Source organism: Kitasatospora sp. NPDC001527, assembly GCF_040298605.1.
In the GTDB taxonomy this organism is placed as follows: domain Bacteria; phylum Actinomycetota; class Actinomycetes; order Streptomycetales; family Streptomycetaceae; genus Kitasatospora.
This window is the reverse complement of sequence record NZ_JBEPAM010000029.1, coordinates 47666-65033: the sequence shown is the minus strand read 5'-3', so window position 1 is coordinate 65033 and position 17368 is coordinate 47666. Positions and strand designations below refer to the sequence as shown.

Below are 17368 nucleotides of genomic sequence, written 5' to 3'. Positions count from 1 at the left end.
GCGTCCGGGCGGGACGGCGGGAGCCGGGGCTCGCGGGGTGGCGGTGCGGGTGTGGGCGGTTCAGCGGGCCTGGCCGGGCCGGACGGGGGTGCGCGGGGCGGGTCGGCGCTGGGCCGGGACGACGGCCACCGCCGGGCGCAGCGGGTGCAGGGCGAGCACGGCGCGGGCGATCGCGTCGGAGTCGCCGAGGGTCACCGAGTTGACGCCCGGGCGGATGCCGGCCGCGGTGACCCAGTGCACCGCCTCGGTGGGGATCCCGTAGGCGAAGCGGCGCGGGTGGGCCCGCCCCCGCGCGTCCAGCAGGTGGTACGGGCGCTCGGTGACCGCCAGCCCGCCCGTCTCGTACCCGGGCCCGGCGGTGTCGGGGATCCGGTAGACGCCGGCCTGCCCGTCGTCCAGCAGGCCGCGCAGCAGGCGGTCGCCGGTGCGGCGCAGGTCGGGCTCGGGCAGCCGGGCCTCGACCAGGACGCCGGCGCGCAGCGGCGGGGCGTCGACGGCGGGCGAGTGGGCGGTGAAGGCGGGCTGGGTGCCGCGCGGGTCGAGGGTGATCCGGAGGTCCGGGCCGAGCAGGTCGACCACCCCGGCCTCGATCAGGGCGCGCAGTTCGTCGATCCGGGAGGCCGGCGGGCCGATGGACAGGAAGGCGTTCAGCGGGGTGTACCAGGACTCCAGGTCGTCGCGGTAGGAGGAGCCCTCGATGCCGCCGTGGTCGACCGCCAGCCGGATCTCGTTGCGCAGGTCGCGCAGCACGTCCAGGGCGGCCTTCAGCGGGCCGCTGAGGTTGCCCGCCCGGGCGTCGCGGACGTCGCGCTCCAGGCGCTCGATGATCCAGGCGCGGTGCGCCGCCCGGGAGGGGAAGCGCCGGCCCGCGTACGGGTTGGCCAGCGTCTGCCAGTCCCAGCGCTGTTCGGCGCGCACGCCGTAGCGGTCGAGCAGGCCCGTGGCGCGGCCGGGGCCGTCGGCGGCCAGGTACTCCTCGGCGAGCCGTTCGCCGTCCTCCGGGCGGCCGGCGGCCGCGAGCAGGGTGGCGTAGTAGACGGCCTCGACCTCGCGGGCGACCAGCGGCCACAGGTCGCGGGCGAAGCGCACCGGCTCGCCGGCGGCGGCCCGTTCGCGCAGCCGGGCCGCGTACGCCTCGGTGAGCAGCCGGGGGCGGTGGCGGCCGTGCGGGCCCTTCTCGTTCTCGCCGCGCGCGTGGTACGGGACGCCGCGCCGGGAGCCGGCCAGGATCAGCGGCTCCTGTCCGGAGGGGTGGTAGACGAGCCGGCCGTCGCGTTCGGCGAACCGGCCGCCGCGGCCGCGGGTGAGCAGGGCGAGGTGGTCGAAGAAGTTGAGGCCCAGGCCCCGGAACAGGACCGGGCGGCCGGGCAGCAGGGCGGCGAGGTCGAGGTCGGCGGGGTTGGCGGGCGGCAGGTGGACCAGGCCGTGCGCGGTGGCGGACCTGGTCAGGGTGCGTTCGGCGGTGGTCGGGGCGGTCGCCAGGTGGCCGAGCGCCAGTACCACCGCGTCCAGGTCGGCGATCCGGCGGCCGTTGGCGAGCACGAGCACCTGGGCGGCGCCGGGCAGCGGGTCGGCGTCGGTGAGCCGCACGGCGCGGGTGCGGTGCTCGACGATCCGGCAGTGCGCCGGGGCGGCGGCGCGCACCCGGCGGTGGACGTCGCGCAGGTAGCGGCCGTAGAAGGCGCGGGTCGGGTAGGCGTCGGGTGTGAGGGCGCGGGCCTCGGCCCGCACCTGCTCGTCGTACTCGCCCGGACCGCCTTGCGGGACGGTCGACTTGGCCCACTCGTAGAGGCTGGGGCCCTGCTCGACCGGGCCCTCGATGGTGACGCTCGGGTCGGTGTAGACGGTGACCTGGGAGGCCACGGTGTTCATCAGCAGCAGGCGGGACTGGTTGGTGCGCCAGACCCGGCCGGCGCCGGGCGGGTAGGGGTCGACGAGGTGGACGGTGAGGGCGGCGGCCGAGGGGCGGGCCCGCTCGTTGGCGAGCAGGCGTTCGAGGACGGACAGGCCGCGCGGGCCGGCGCCGACGACGGCGATCCGGCGGTGGCGGGCGGTCGGGCCGGGGGAGTGGGGAGCCATGGGGTGAATGTCCTCCCGTGCTTGGGGCCGTTCGGACGGTGCGGCCCGGTCGGGCCGTTCATCGGGGTGACGCCCCGCCGGCGAAGGCGGAGTCCGGCGGGGCGTCGGTACCGGAGGGGTGGGGCGGGTGCGTCCTACGGGTGGCGCAGCAGGATCTTGCCGAGGCTCTCCCGGCCCTCCAGCCGGGCGTGCGCGGCGGGGGCGTCGGCGAAGTCGTAGGTGCGGTCGATCCGGGCCCGCAGGGTGCCGTCGAGGAGTCCGGCGAAGACGGCTCCGGTGCGGGCGGTGAACTCCTCGCGGGTGAGCACGTGGTCGGTGAGGCTGGGCCAGGTGAGCCGCAGCGAGCCCTTCTGGACCAGCGTGAACGGGTCGATCGGGTCGGGCTTGCCGCTGGCCCGGCCGTAGACGACGAGGGTGCCGCGCGGGCGCAGCGAGTCCAGGCTGTCGAGGAAGGTGTCTTTGCCGACCGAGTCGTAGACCGCGTCGGCGCCGGCGCCGCCGGTGAACCGGCGGACGGCCTCGCGGAAGTTCTCCCGGTCGTAGCGCACGACGGCGTCGGCGCCCAACTCGGTGACCAGCGCGGCCTTCTCGTCGCTGGAGACGGTGCCGATGACGTGCGCCCCGGCCCGCTTGGCGAACTGGACCAGGAACTGCCCGACCCCGCCGGCGGCGGCGTGCACCACGACCACCTGGCCCTTGGCGACCGGGTGCGAGTCGTGCGCCAGGTAGTGCGCGGTGAGCCCCTGGAGCATCGCGGCGGCGGCCGTCCCGGAGTCCAGGCCGTCCGGCACGGCGGTCGCCAGCCGGACCGGTACGGTCACGAACTCGGCGTAGGCGCCCGGGAGTTCGCCGTAGGCGACGCGGTCGCCGACGGCCAGCTCGGTGACGCCGGGGCCGACGGCGTCGACCGTGCCGACGGCGTCCATGCCCGGGACGAACGGCAGGGCGACGGGGAAGACGCCCTGGCGGTGGTAGACGTCGACGTAGTTGACGCCGATGACCTCGGTGCGGATGCGGATCTCGCCGGCGGCGGGCTCGGTCACCGGCACGTCGTCGACCTGCAGCTGCTCGGGGCCGCCGGGGGCGTGGACGCGGATCGCCTTCATGGGGTGGTACCTCGGCTGTTCTGGTAGGCGGGTCGGGTGGTGGTGTTGACGGGAACGGGCGGCGACGGGATGCCGTCGCCCGGGAGCGAAGGGTGGTCGGGGTCGGCCGGGGCGGGCGTGTCGCGCGCCGCGGCGGCGGGGCCGGATGCCGTGCCCGGCGCCGGGGCGGGCCGGTTGGCGAGCAGCCCGCCGCCGATCATCAGGGCCCCGCCCAGCAGTTGCAGCGGCGTCGGCGCCAGGCCGAGCGCCAGCAGGGCGACGAGCACCGTGAACGCCGGCTCCAGCTGGAGCACGCTCGCCGTCTCCCACGGCCGCAGCCGCTCCAGCGCCAGGTGCAGGGTGACGTAGGCGAGGCAGAAGTTGGTGACGGCGAGCAGGAGTTGGAGGCCGAGGGTGCCGGCCGTGGGGTGCCAGCGCAGCGGGCCGGGCGCGAGCAGCAGGACCGGCAGCAGCACGACCGCCGCCGGGACCAGCCGCCACAGGCCCAGTTGCAGCGCCGGCACCTTGGCCATCAGCGCCTTGGCGGGCAGGAAGGCCAGGCCGGCCAGCACCGCGCCCGCCAGCACCAGCGCGTCGCCGGTGCCGACGGCGGTGAAGCCCGCGCCGGGGTCGCGCAGCACCACCAGCACCCCGCCGGCCAGGGTGACCGCGAGTCCGGCCGACTGCCACCCGCGCAGCCGGTCGCCGAGCAGCAGCACGGAGGCCAGGACGGCCGTCGGGCCCTGGAGCTGGATGAGGAAGCCGCCGTTGACCGGGCTGGTCCGGCTCAGCCCGCTGATCACCAGGGCCAGCGAGAGGCCGGTGCCGATCACCGAGACGAAGCCCAGCCGGAGCCACTCCCGCCTGGTCAGGCCGCGCGGGACCAGCGGCCGGCGCCGTGCCGCCAGCTGGGTGGCGAGCAGCACGGCACCGATCGACAGGTTGATCTCGGTGGTCAGCAGCGGGTCGATCTCGCGGGTGACCCGGTTGGCCAGCACGGCGCCGGCGCCGAAGAAGGCGGCGGTCAGCAGCGCGAATGCGTACCCCTGCGCGCGCACGGTGGGCTCAGCGCGCCTTCACGCGGACGGTGTGCCCGCGCTCGACGCCGTACCGGGCCGCGAAGTCGCCCTGGTTGAGGGCGAGTCCGAGCTGGTCGCGGCTGGCGATGTAGGCCAGCGGCTCGCCCTCGCCGGTCTCGCCGAAGGTGCGGCGCAGCGGGGTGGTGATGCGGCTGTCGCCGATCTCGATCTCCAGCTCGGTGTCGAAGGCGATTCCCCGGGCGTCCAGGAATTCCCGGGTGATGCTTGTCCAGACGTTCCCGTAGTTCTTGTCGAGAATCGCCACCTCGCCGATTATCCAGTCGCCCTCGACGACCGGCTCGGCGACCTCCAGAAGGGTGATTTCGGAGGCGTCGATTTCCTCGCCTATTTCGCTGAACGGTACTCCGTCGGCGATGTGCGCGGCGGCCGAGATGACGATGTCGCGGCCGTAGAACGTCGGGTCGATGACGGGCCGGCGGACCTTCTCGGCGGTGATCCGGCGGACCTCGGCGACGCCCGCCTCCCGGACGATCCGGGTGAGCAGGCCGTTGTTGGGGGCGAAGTAGGTGTGGCCCTGCGGGGTGCGCAGGCCGATCGCGTTGTCCTGGACGCCGGTGTGCGGGAAGGTGACGCAGGCGAAGACCGCGTCGGCCGGGAAGTAGCGGAACGAGTCGCGGATGTACAGGCCGGCCTCGTAGATGTCGAACGGCGTGACGTCGTGCGTGATGTCGACGATGTTGGCGTGCGGGGCGATGCTGAGCACCATCCCCTTGCAGATGCCGACGGCGTCGTCGACGAGGCCGAAGTCGGTGAGCAGCCCGACGATCGGTCGGGGCGCGAGCAGGCCGGGGCCGGTGGACGTGGCGGGGGCGCTGGTGGAAGCGGACATGCTGAACCCTTTCAGGATTACCGAAACGGGGTGGCGTGCCAGGCGGTCCGGGATTTTTTCCGGCGGTGAATCGCCCGGGTAAAGGACGGTTCAAGCGGCGCGAGATTGAAGCGAGGCTAGCACCCGGTCGGCCGCGAAGAAAGCGTGTGCTGTTTCGGCTGTATGAAGTCGTTTTGAAGAAACGGAACGATACCGGCCGTTTTCCGGGAAAGCGGCCGCGCCGCTCGTGTGTTCGTGTGCCGGTGGATGCGGTGCGGGCGTGAACCGCCGCGGGCCGGGGCAGCCATCCGGGAGCCCGTGTCGCGCCCACCGCGGAGGTCCCGGATGCCACCCCTTCCCCAACGCGCCCTGCTCGCCGTCCTGTTGGCCGTGCTCGCCGCCGGCTGGGCGCCGACCCCGCCGCGGTGACCGGCACCGGACCGCTCGACCGCTGGAACACCAACCTCACCGGCGCACCCGTCGGTTACCCCGACCGCGCCACCACCGCCGGCACCCCGGACTGGCGCCGGCTGCGCACGCCCCGCTCCTACGCCGCCACGGCCGCCGCCCCCTTCCCCCCGGACACCCCCCAGCGCCTCGCCTTCGACCTGCTCCCCACCTCCGCCCTGTTCCGCCCCGGCGACCGCGTCCGCCTCACCCTGGCCCCCGCCAACCCCTCCTCCTTCGAGCCCCGGCCCGCCGCCGTCACGGCCCTGTCCTGGTGGGAGCCGCGCCGGCCGCGCCGCCGCCACGGGCTGACGGTCCGCGTCCCGCTGGGGCGGGAACGGCCGGATTATTCGCCGTGCCAGGCTCAATGACGGACCGTCGGCCCGTTCGAGCGGCCGGGTTGCGGGTGGGCGGCACGGCGTGATTGGCTGCGGCCCGTTCGCCGTCGTGATCACATCCGGCACACCGGCCGGACCGCCGCCGAACTCGCGCCGCCGTCCTGGTGGGATGCCCTGACAGGGTGGGCGGGGGGCGCTACGGTGGGCGGGGGCGAGAGGGGCGCGTGGGGGCAGGCGTGGAGCTGGCGGTGACGACGGGCGTGCGGCCCGAGGGCGGGCTGCCGCCGGTGAGGCAGGGGCACGAGGTGTCCGGGCGGCGACCGGGCGGAGCCGCGGCGGTGAGCGGGGGGAACCCGCACGCCGAGCAGCGCGCCGTGGTGCTGCCCGCCGAGGCCGCGCAGGCCGCCGTGGACATCGCCGCGCCGCCCGGGACGGACAACCTCCCGCCCCTTGTCTCCGGGGAACTGATCGGCCGGGCCAGGGAGCTGGAACAGATCGCGGACGCCTCGGCGGCCCGCGCGGTCACCGTGCTGCACGGGCTCGCCGGCGTCGGGAAGACGGCGCTCGCCCTGCACCACGCCCACGCGCGGCGCGCCGATCACCGCCTGGTGTGGTGGATCACCGCCGAGTCCGCCGAGCAGCTCGCCGAGGGCTTCGCCGACCTCGCCGTGCGGCTGCACCCCGCGTGGGCGCTCGGCGCGCCGCCCAGCCGCCAGGTGGAGTGGGCGCTCGCCTGGCTGCGCGCGCACGACGAGTGGCTGCTGGTGTACGACAACGTCGAGGACCCGGCCGACCTGACGCCCTACCTGGCACGGCTGGCGGGGCGCGGGCGCCACCTGGTCACCAGCCGCCGGGTGAGCGGCGCCCACCCGGCGGTCCGGGCGGTGCGGGTCGAGGTGCTGGACGGCACTCAGGCGGCCCGGCTGCTCTGCGCCACGGCCCGCCCCGGGGCGCCGGCCGACGACGCCGACCTCGCCGAAGCCCGGGCGCTGGCCGATGAGTTGGGCCATCTGCCGCTGGCGCTGGCACAGGCCGGCGGGTACCTGCAGCAGACCGGGGCCGACTTCGGCGCCTACCGGGACCTGCTGCGCTCGGCCACCGCGGTGCGGCTGGAGAAGCGGACGGCCGCCGACCCCGTGCCGGACGCCGTCGGCACCCTCGCCCGGCTGTGGCGCACCACCCTGGCCACCGTCCGGCACACCGCCCCGTTCGCCGTGGAGCTGCTGCGCGTCCTCGCCTGGTACGCGCCCGAGGCGCTGCCGCGCGAGGCACTGCTGCCGTTCGGCGAGCGCCGCCCCGAGGAGGTGGACGCGGCGCTGCGGGTGCTGGCCGACTACCACCTGATCACCCTCGGCCCGCGCACGGTGGCCGTCCACCGGCTGCTGCAGACCGTCCTGCGCGGCACCGACCCGGACGGGCGGGTGCGCCGGCGCGCCGAGCGGAACCTGGCCGGCGCGGTGACCGGACTGTGGGCCGCCGCCGACCGGCCGCTGCGGCGCGCGCTGCTGCCGCACATCCGCGAGCTGGCCGCCACCGGCCCGTCGGCCGCGCCCACCGAGCGGACCGTGGCGCTGTACCGGCTGGCCGCCGACGCCCTCGCCGAACCGGAGCAGCGGATCTTCGCGGTGCCGCTGCTGGCGGCGGTGGCGGACGGCGAGAGGCGGCTGCTGGGCGCCGGGCACCCCCGCGCGCTCGCCACCCGGGGCCGGCTCGCCGAACTGCACGCCCGGGTCGGCGACCCGGTGCAGGCGGTGGCGTACTGCGCGGCGCTGGTGGCCGAACGCGAGCGGGCGCTCGGCCCGGACGACCCGGCCGTGCTCGCCGACCGGCACTGGCTGGCCCACGCCCGCCGCCGGGCCGGCGAACACCGGCGGGCCGTCGAGGAGTTCCTGGCGGTGGCCGCGGACCGGGCGCGGGTGCTGGGCGCCGACCACCGGGACACCCTGGCCGCCCGGCGCGGGCTCGCCTACGCGCTCCAGGTGGCCGGCCGGCACCGGGAGGCGGTGGCGGAGTTCGAACGGCTGCTGGCCGACCGCGTCCGGCTGGGCGGCCCCGACGACCCGGCCACCCTGGCCTGCCGCAACAGCCTCGCCTACGCGCGGCTGACCGCCGGGGAGCACCGGCGGGCCGTGGAGCTCTACCGGCAGGCGGTCGCCGACCGGGCGCGGGTGCTGGGCGCCGAGCACCCCGACACCCTTACCGGCCGCTGCTGGCTGGCCGCCGCGCTCGCCGTCTCCGGCGACCACCCGGCGGCGCTCGCCGCCTACGAGGAGGTGGTGCGGGACCGGGTGCGCACCCAGGGCGCCGATCACGCGCAGACCCTGGACGCCCGGGTCCGGCTGGCCGCGGCCCGCGCCGAGGCCGGGCAACCGGCCCTTGCGGTCGCCGAGTTGGCGGCCGTGGTGGCCGACCTCGGCCGGGTGCTGGGCGCCGGCCACCCGGACACCCTGGACGCCCGCACCCGGCTCGCCCGGTCCTGCGGCGAGGCCGGTTCCCACCGCCGCGCCGTCGCCGAGCACGCCCTGCTGGCCGCCGACCGCGCCCGGGTGCAGGGCCCGGACCACCCCGACACCCTGGAGGAGCGGAACGCGCTGGCCGAGGCCCGGCAGGCCGCCGGGCAGTACGGCCGGGCCCTCGCCGAACGGCGGCGGCTGGTCGCCGACCGCGAGCGCGTCCAGGGCCCGGACCACCCCGACGCGCTGGAGGCGCGGGCCGCGCTGGCCCGGCTGCACGGCGAGGCGGGGGAGCGGCGGACGGCGGCCGTGCTGTGCGCGGAGCTGGTGGCGGACCGGGTGCGGGTGCAGGGTGCGGATCACCCGGACACCCTGGACGCCCGGTGGTGGCAGGCGTGGCTGTTCTCGTCGGCGGGTGAACACGCCCGGGCGGTGGAGGAGTTCGAGCTGCTGGCGGCCGATCGCGGGCGGGTGCAGGGGCCGGACCATCCGGCGGCGCTGAACACCCGGTGGTGGCTGGCCTGGTCCTGCCGCGAGGCGGGCAGGCCGGCGCGGGCCGTCGCGCTGTACGAGGCGCTGCTCGCCGACCGCGAGCGGATCCAGGGCGCCGAGCACCCCGACACCCTCAACACCCGCTCCGGGCTGGCCTGGGCCTGCCGGGAGGCCGGTGACCCCTGGCGCGCCGTCGGAGTGAACACGGCGCTGCTCGCCGACCGCGAACGGATCCAGGGCCCCGGGCACCCCGACACCCTCAACACCCGCTCCGGCCTGGCCCTGGCCCGCCACGAGGCGGGGGAGCGGCGGGCCGCCGCCGAGCTGTGCGCGGAGCTGGTGGCGGACCGGGTGCGGGTGCAGGGCGCGGATCACCCGGACACCCTGGACGCCCGGTGGTGGGAGGCCTGGCTGCTCTCGTCGGCGGGTGAACACGCCTGGGCGGTGGAAGAGTTCGAGCGGCTGGCGGCCGATCGCGGGCGGGTGCAGGGGCCGGACCATCCGGCGACGCTGAACACCCGGTGGTGGCTGGCCTGGTCCTGCCGGGAGGCGGGACGCTACGGGCCGGCCGTCGCCCGCTACGAGGCGCTGCTCGCCGACCGCGAGCGGATCCACGGCCCGGACCACCCGGACACCCTCAACTGCCGCTCGGCGCTGGCCTGGTCCCACCGGGAGGCGGGCGAGCACGCGCGGGCCGTCGCGCTGGCCGAGGCGCTGCTCGCCGACCGCGAGCGGATCCACGGCCCCGATCACCCCGACACCCTCAACTGCCGCTCGGCGCTGGCCTGGTCGTACCGCGAATCGGGGGACCACGCGCGGGCCGTGGTGCTGGCCGAGGCGCTGGTGGCCGACCGCGAGCGGATCCACGGCGTCGGGCACCCCGACACCCTGGCCGCCCTCGCCGACCTCGCCACCGCCTGCCGGGAGGCCGGCGACCACCGCCGCGCCGTCCTGCTCTGGACGTCCGTCGCCGCCGACCACGAGAACCTCCAGGGCGCCGCCGGCCGCCCGAAGCAGTTCGCCGCCCGGCTCGGCCTCGCCCTGACCCACCGGGCGGCCGGCGACCACCCGCGCGCCCTCGACGTGCTCGCCGAGCTGGTCGCCGACCGGACGCGGACGCAGGGCGCGGACCACCCGGACACCCTGGACACCCGCGGCTGGCAGGCCCGCGCCGCCCACGAGGACGGCCGGCACACCCATGCCGTCGCCCTGTACGAGGCGCTGCTCGCCGACCGCGAGCGGGTCCAGGGTCCCTTCCACCCGGCGACCCTGGACACCCGGGCCGGGCTCGCCTGGTCCTACCGGGGCGCCGGCCGGCACCGGGAGTCGGTCGCGGCCTACCGGGCGCTGCTCGCCGACCGCGAGCGGCTCCAGGGCCTCTCCCACCCTGCGACTCTGGACACCCGGGCGGGGCTCGCGCTGTCCCACCGGGCCGCCGGCGACCACGCCGCGGCCGTCGCCGGGCAGACCGAGGTCGTCGAGGCCCGGCGGCGGCTCCAGGGCGCGGACCACCCCGCCACCCTGCAGGCCCTCGCCGACCTCGCCCAGTGCCACCGGGAGGCCGGCGACCGGTCCCTGGCGATCGAGTCCTACACCGCCCTGGTCGCGGACCGCGAACGGCTGCAGGGCCCGGACCACCCCGCCACCCTCAACACCCGCTGGTGGCTCGCCCAGACCTGCCGCCAGAACGGCGAGCACGCGCGGGCGCTCGCGCTGTACGAGGCGCTGCTCGCCGACCGCGAGCGCGTCCAGGGCCCCGACCACCCGGACACCCTCAACACCCGCTCCGGCCTGGCCTGGGCCTGCCGCGAGGCGGGCGACCACCGGCGCGCCATGGAGCTGAACGAGGCCCTGGTCGCGGACCGCGAGCGCGTCCAGGGCCCGGACCACCCCGCCACCCTCAACACCCGCACCGGCCTCGCCCTCGCCCTCCAGGAGGCCGGCCGGTACGACCGGGCCGCCGAGCTGCACGCCGGGATCGTCCGGTGCCGCGTCCGGCTGCAGGGCGCGGACCACCCGGAGACCCTCAACGAACGGGCCAACCTCGCCGAGGCCCGCCAGCGCGGCGGACACCTGCGGCAGGCCGTCGCCGACTGGGCGGAGCTGGTCGCCGGCCGCGCACGCCTGCACGGACCCGACCACCCCGAGGTGCTGCGCGCCCGGCTCTGGCACGCCTGGGGCCTGCAGAAGGCCGGCGACGACCGGCAGGCGCTCACCCTGCTCCTGGCCCTGCTCGCCGACCGCGAACGGCTCCAGGGGCCGGACCACCCCGACACCCTGCACACCCGCTCCGCCGTCGCGTACGCGCTGCGCGAGGCCGGCCGGCCGCTCGCCGAGCTCGCCGAACGCGCCCGGCTCGCCGCCGACCGCGCACGCCTGCACGGACCCGACCACCCCGAGACGCTCGGCGCGCGGGCCGGCGAGGCCTGGGCCCACCGCGAGGCCGGCCGGCACCGGTCCGCCCGGCGCCGGTACGAGGCCCTGGTGGCCGACCGCACCCGCCAGCAGGGGGCCGACCACCCCGACACCCTCGCCGAGCGCGCCAACCTGGCCCTGCTCCACCGGTTCGCCGGGCGTCACGGTGAGGAGGCCGCCGCCCGCACCCGGCTGGTCGCCGACCGCGAGCGCGTCCAGGGCCCCGACCACCCGGACACCCTGACCGCCCGGCAGTCCCTCGCCAACGCCCTGCGCTCCGGGTACGCGTACGCCGCGGCCGAGGAGGCGTACCGCGCCGTCCTCGCCGACCGCACCCGCCTGCTCGGCGCCGACCACCCCGACACCCTGGACTGCCGCGAGGGCCTGGCGCGCACCGCCCGCGAGGCCGGCCGGCACGGCGCGGCGGTCGACGCCTACCGGCAGCTGCTCGGCGACGCGGCGGCGGCGCTCGGTGCGGACCACCCCCGGACCCTGGCGCTGCGCGGCGACCTCGGCGACACCCTGCGCGTGGCCGGGCGCCCGGCCGAGGCGGTGGCGGTGCTCGGCCCGCTGGCCGAGGACTGGCGGCGCGTCCTGGGCGCCGGCACCCGGGGCTTCCTGCGGACCGCCCGCCGGCTGGCCTATGCCACCCACCTCGACGGCCGGCCCGAGGACGCCGTCACCCCGCTGGGTGCGCTGCTCGCCCCGGCGGCGGAGGCCCTGGGGCCGGACCACGACGCCGTGCTCCGCTGCCGGGAGGCGCACGCCCTGCTGGTGGCGGTGGGCGACCGGCCGTTCCGGGGCGTGGTGCTGCTGGAGGAGCTCGCCGAGGAGTGCGAGGCGAGCCACGGCCCCGAGCACCGGCTCGCCCTGAGCATCCGCCAGAGCCTCGGCTGGGCCCGGCACCGGGCCGGGGACCACGACGGCGCCGTCCGCCAGTACCGCGCCGTCCTGACCGCCCGGACCCCGGAGGCCTCGCCGGCGCTGCTGGCGGAGGCGCACCGGGACGGCGGCGGCCCGCTGCCGGAGGCCGGGACGACGCGCCCGGGCGGTGTCGAGTTGTTCCCCACGCTTGCGGTCGGACTCGCGGAGGCGCTGGCCGGCGCCGGTCACCGGGGCCCGGCCGAAGACCTGCTGGTCGGCGTCCGCACCGGCCGGGAGGCCGTGTTCGCGGACGGCCACCCGCTCGCGGTGGAGGGACGGGCGGCGCTCGCCCGCCTGCGCGCGGGCATGACCGGCGGGCCGAGTGGGGCGGGCGGGTCCGCGCCGGCCGCCCCGCTCGGGACGACGGGCGGCCCCGGCGGGCCGGCCCTCGGCGCGGGGCCGGCCGGTCCGGCGGGACCGCTTCCGCCCGCGCCCGCGGCCTCGGCCGCACCCGCACCCGTTCCGGCACCTGTCCCGGCGCCCGCGCCTGTTCCCGCGCCCGTACCCCGTACGCCCTGGCGGCCCCGGGTCACCCTGGTCGACGAGTGGCCCGAGGTGGGCGTCCCCGCGCGGCTGGAACTGCGCTGGGAGCACGACGGCGCGGCGGCGGGCGATCCGTGCCCGCTGCCGGAGCTGTACCTGGTCGCTTCGACGGCCGGCGACGCGGTCGTCGAACCCCCCGCCGTCGACCACGATCCGGCCGAGGGCCCCGCGGAGTTCACCCTCACCGCGGGCTCGCCCGGCTCGCACCGGGTCCGGTTCACCGTCTACGAGCGGGAGTCGGGCGTGGTCCTCCAGGACCTGGCGACGGTGGTCGAGGCGGCGCGGGCGATCCGGGTCACCCGGGTCGGGTGGGGGAGGGACGACGGCGCGTTCGGGGTGGTCGTCGTCAATCCCTGGTCGCACCCCCACTCCGGCACCGAGGTCCACGGTCGGGAACGCACGTTCCACCACACCGGTTCCGGCCACGTGTACGTCCACGCCGAGGACCGCGACCCCTCCACCCACCACGCGCCGTGGCCCCCCGAGTCCGCCGACGAATCCGTCCACCCCGCCCACGATCAGGAGTAGCCAGGTGTCCCGGGACCTCGCGGTCGAGATCCGGCGGAACCCTTCCGCCGACTACACCCAGCTGCCCGGCCCCTCCCGCCGGCCGGGGCCGCTGGACCTGCTGGTGTCGCTGCGCCGCTCCAACGGCGGCCTGTACGTGCACGCCTTCCGCCCCGCCGAGCGCTCCCCGCGCACCCGCGCCCACCACGCGCAGCTCGACATCGGGGAGGCCGAACTGCTGCGCCGGGCCGGCCGGCTGCGCGGCATCTGGCGCGACCGGCTGGTCGGCTACGCGCAGGTGGACGAGCACGGGCTGCCGGTCGGCTACCCCTTCGCGCAGGCCGCCAACCTGGCCGCGACGCCGGGGCTCGCCGAGAACCGGATGGGCGAGCTGGTGGAGGAGGGCCGCTTCGTGCTGCAGAAGCTGCTCGCCGGCCCGGGCCGCGACCTCGGGGGGTTCCGGGAGTTCCTGCTCGGCGCGCTCACCGAGGAGGGGCCGCTGCGGATCAGCTTCGACTCCGAACTGCACCTGCCCTGGCCGCTGCTGGCCGTCGACAGCGGCGCCGCCCAGCCGTGGGAGGACTTCCTCGGCCACCGGCACCAGGTCGAGCAGACCGGCGACGCCTACCCCCGGGTCCAGGCGCCGTACCCGGTGCGCGACCGTCCGGTGACCAGCCTCAACACCGACGCCACCCTGGAGTCGGTGGGCCGGGCGCCGGAGGTCCGCAAGCTGCTGGAGGAACGCACCCAGCTGACCGTGCGCACCGAGTCCGAGCGCTTCCTGGAGGCGCTCTCCCGCGCGGTGCTGGACGAGGACCTGATGTACTTCTGGTGCCACGGCCAGTTCGTCGAGAACGGCACCGCCTACGCGCAGCTCGCCGTCCGGCTCTCCGACGGCCGGGACATCGACGCGGACCTGGTGCGCCGCTACCGCGAGCCGCACCAGGACGCTCCGGAGGCGCTGTTCCAGCCGTTCGTGCTGCTGAACGCCTGTCACACCGGCCAGTCGGCGGCCGCCGAGCTGGAGCACCTGGGGCGCGCCCTGGTGGAGCTGGGTGCCACCGGAGTGCTCGGCCCGCAGATCGAGATCCCCCAGGTGTTCGCCGCCGAGTACGCCTTCGCCTTCCTCGACCTGTACCTGACGGGGGAGCTCACCGCGGGGGAGATCGCCCGCGGGCTGGCCCGGCACTTCGCCGACGTCTACCGCAACCCCCTCGCCCTCACCTACTCCCTGCACTGCGGGATCGACAGCATGCTGGAGCTGACGTCATGACGCACGCCGTGGTGGATCTCGACGAGAACGGGCGGCTGCTGGTGCCGGGCACCCGGACGCCGGTGCCGGAGGCCAGGGTGGCCGAGCACCTGGCGCGCCATCTGAAGGTGCCGGAGCGGGCCACCGACCTCTACGTCTACGTGCACGGCTGGCAGACCGGCGCGCAGGCGGCCGGGCGGACGGCGGACGCCCTGATCGCGCGGGCCGTCGAGCTGGGGCGCGCGGCGCCGACGGCGTACCCGGGGCTGGCGGCGCGCGGGTACCGGCCGTGGTGCGTGGTGGTGCGCTGGCCGTCGTCGAGCCTGCCCACGCCGGCCGGCTACCGGCGGATCCGGGACCGGGCGCACGCGATGAGCGGGCCCGGGCGCGGGCAGGCGGGCTTCGTGATCGGGCACCTGCTCGGCTACCTGGACGCGGCGCGCGGCCGGCCGGACGCCCCCGAGGTGCTGGCGAACCGGTCGGGACAGTACCTGCACCTGGTCGGGCACTCCTTCGGCGGCCGGTTCCTGTGCGAGGCGCTGCAGTGGGCGGCCGAGCGGCCGGCGGCGGGGCCGCAGGTGCTGGGGTGGAGCGGGCGGACGGACCCGGCGCGGCCGTTCACGGTGGACAGCGCGCTGGTCTTCCAGATGGCCGCGCCGAGGGACGCCTTCGACCGGCTGTTCCCGCGGCTCTTCCCGGCGCCGGGGCGGCCGGGGGCGCCGCTGCGCGGGCCGCTGGTGCTGACGCACTCGCGGTGGGACCGGGCGACCGGCTTCTGGCACCTGCGGGCCGAGGGCCTGCCGGGGATCGGGCACTCGGGGGCGGGGACGGCGCCGGTCGGGCAGTTCTCGACGGCGCTGCTGGCGACGGAGACGCCGTACGCCAAGCGGCTGCTGGACCATCCGATCGTCAACGTCGACGCGGGCCGGGTGTTCCGGGGGAGTGCGGCGTCCCGCCGCCTGGCGCCGGCGGGCGCGCACTCGGACTTCCAGCACCCGGAGTCGGCGCACCTGCTGCTCAGCCTGGCGGCGTTCTCCCGCTGACACGGGGGCATTGCGTCCGTTTGCCCGATTCGGTCCGTCTCATCACCTGATGATCACTTGTCCGCCGGAACCGCGACGCCCCCCGTACGGCGCGGGCCGGTCCAATCCCCTCCGTACACAGCCGGTGTGTCCAGCCGGTCCAGTCCAGCGTACGGAAGGCAGTCCAGACCATGGCCCGCACAGACGACCAGGCCTCGCACGACCAGGAGTTCCGGGAGGCCGCGACCCGGCTGGGGATCGGCCGCCGCCGCTTCCTGACCGTCACCTCGGCCGCCGCCGCGCTGGCGTTCACCACCAACCTGCCGGGCGCCCACGCCGCGGACGCCGAGATCGCGCCCCGCGCGCTGACCGAGAACCCGTTCACCCTGGGCGTCGCCTCCGGTGACCCGCTCAGCGACGCCGTGGTGCTCTGGACCCGCCTCGCCCCCCGCCCGCTGGAGCCCGGCAACGGCCTGCCGCCCACCGGCGTCGTCCGGGTCGACTGGGAGATCGCCCGCGACGACCGCTTCCGCAAGGTCGCCCGCCGCGGCACCGCCAAGGCGTACGCCGAGTTCAACTACGCGGTGCACGTCGACGCGGACGGCCTCGACGCCGACCGCGTGTACTGGTACCGCTTCAAGGTCGGCGGCTGGACCAGCCCGGTCGGCCGCACCCGCACCTCCCCGGCGCGCGGCCGCCACATCGACGAGGTCCGCTTCGGCCTGGTCTCCTGCCAGGCCTACGAGGACGGCTACTTCACCGCCTACCAGCACCTGGCGAACGAGGACCTCGACGCGGTCTTCCACGTCGGCGACTACATCTACGAGTACGGCATCGACGCCGTCGGCGGCGACCGCAAGTACACCGACCGCACGCTGCCGTCGCTGTTCAACCACGAGACCACCACCCTGGAGGACTACCGCCTGCGGTACGCCCTCTACAAGAGCGACCCGGACCTCCAGGCCGCGCACGCCGCGCACGCCTGGTACGTCACCTGGGACGACCACGAGGTGGAGAACAACTACGCGGCCGGCGTCCCGGAGAAGAACCAGTCGGTGGACGCCTTCGTCGCCCGCCGCGCCGCCGCCACCCGCGCCTACTGGGAGAACATGCCGCTGCGCATGCCCAAGCCGGACGCCACCGACCTCAAGCTGTACCGCCGCCACCACTACGGCAGGCTGGCGCAGTTCGACATCCTCGACACCCGCCAGTACCGCTCCGACCAGGCCAACGGCGACGGCTGGCAGTTCCCCACCCCGGAGTCGGAGGACCGGACCCGCACGCTGATGGGCGCCACCCAGGAGCGCTGGCTGCTGGACGGCTTCCGCAAGTCCAAGGCGGTGTGGAACGTCGTCCCGCAGCAGGTGGTCTTCTCCCGCCGGAAGAACACCACCGAGGCGAAGTCCCGGCTCTCCATGGACGCCTGGGACGGCTACCCGGCCGCCCGGGAGCGGCTGCTGGCCGGGGCCGAGGACATCGGCGTGGAGAACCTGGTCGTCCTCACCGGCGACGTGCACGTCGCCTACGCGATGGACATCAAGCGCGACTTCGACAACCCGGACTCGCGGACCGTCGGCGTCGAGATCGTCGGCACCTCGATCGCCAGTGACGGCGACGGCCAGGAGCACCCGGGCAACTGGGCCACCCTGACGGCCGCCAACCCGCACATGAAGTTCTACGACGGCCGGCGCGGCTACACCGCGATCACGCTCAACGAGGAGCACGCCCGCGCCGACTACCGGGTGATCTCGCACATCACCCGCCCGGGCGGCACCGTCAGCACCGCCGCCTCCTTCGTCAGCGAGGCCTACAACCCGGGCATGCAGCGCGCCTGACGCCCCCCGCCTCCGGCCCGGCCGTACCGTTCCCCGACACGGTACGCCCGGGCCGGTCCGCGTCCGCC

9 protein-coding genes are annotated in these 17368 nt (G+C 76.6%); 5 read left to right on the top strand and 4 right to left on the bottom strand.

The annotated features are described in order from the left end of the window. Positions 1-60 precede the first annotated feature (60 nt). From ABT238_RS24250 to ABT238_RS24235, 4 genes are all read right to left on the bottom strand, one after another. Positions 61-2079 carry an FAD/NAD(P)-binding protein gene (locus tag ABT238_RS24250; protein WP_350788144.1) on the bottom strand — a complete coding sequence of 673 codons (2019 nt, stop codon included), beginning with the start codon at positions 2077-2079 and terminating at the stop codon, positions 61-63. Positions 2080-2213: 134 nt separating this feature from the next. Next, positions 2214-3185 (bottom strand): quinone oxidoreductase family protein, encoded by a 972-nt coding sequence (locus ABT238_RS24245; protein ID WP_350564303.1) that lies wholly within the window; start codon positions 3183-3185, stop codon positions 2214-2216. Then, a complete protein-coding gene (locus ABT238_RS24240) occupies positions 3182-4222 on the bottom strand; it encodes a DMT family transporter (protein WP_350788118.1) in 1041 nt (346 codons plus the stop codon). Before ABT238_RS24240 ends, ABT238_RS24245 begins: the two co-directional genes overlap by 4 nt. Positions 4223-4229: 7 nt before the next feature. Then, on the bottom strand, positions 4230-5093 hold the full coding sequence (locus ABT238_RS24235; protein ID WP_350564299.1) for an SAM hydrolase/SAM-dependent halogenase family protein: 864 nt from the start codon (positions 5091-5093) through the stop codon (positions 4230-4232). Positions 5094-5497: 404 nt separating this feature from the next. Here ABT238_RS24235 and ABT238_RS24230 point away from each other — a divergent pair, with 404 nt between their 5' ends. From ABT238_RS24230 to ABT238_RS24210, 5 genes are all read left to right on the top strand, one after another. Then, complete coding sequence (locus tag ABT238_RS24230; RefSeq protein ID WP_350788087.1) at positions 5498-5890, top strand: hypothetical protein; 393 nt, start codon at positions 5498-5500, stop codon at positions 5888-5890. Positions 5891-6195: 305 nt separating this feature from the next. After that, positions 6196-13212, top strand: a complete 7017-nt coding sequence (gene fxsT, locus ABT238_RS24225) for an FxSxx-COOH system tetratricopeptide repeat protein (protein ID WP_350788076.1) — start codon at positions 6196-6198, stop codon at positions 13210-13212. 4 nt (positions 13213-13216) lie between these two features. Next, positions 13217-14464: a CHAT domain-containing protein gene (locus ABT238_RS24220; protein ID WP_350564294.1), complete on the top strand. Its 1248-nt coding sequence runs from the start codon at positions 13217-13219 to the stop codon at positions 14462-14464. After that, positions 14461-15486, top strand: coding sequence for a hypothetical protein (locus ABT238_RS24215; RefSeq protein WP_350564292.1), 1026 nt, complete (start codon positions 14461-14463; stop codon positions 15484-15486). The genes ABT238_RS24220 and ABT238_RS24215 overlap by 4 nt, the downstream gene beginning before the upstream one ends. A 170-nt stretch (positions 15487-15656) precedes the next feature. After that, positions 15657-17300, top strand: coding sequence for an alkaline phosphatase D family protein (locus ABT238_RS24210; protein WP_350564290.1), 1644 nt, complete (start codon positions 15657-15659; stop codon positions 17298-17300). Positions 17301-17368 lie beyond the last annotated feature (68 nt).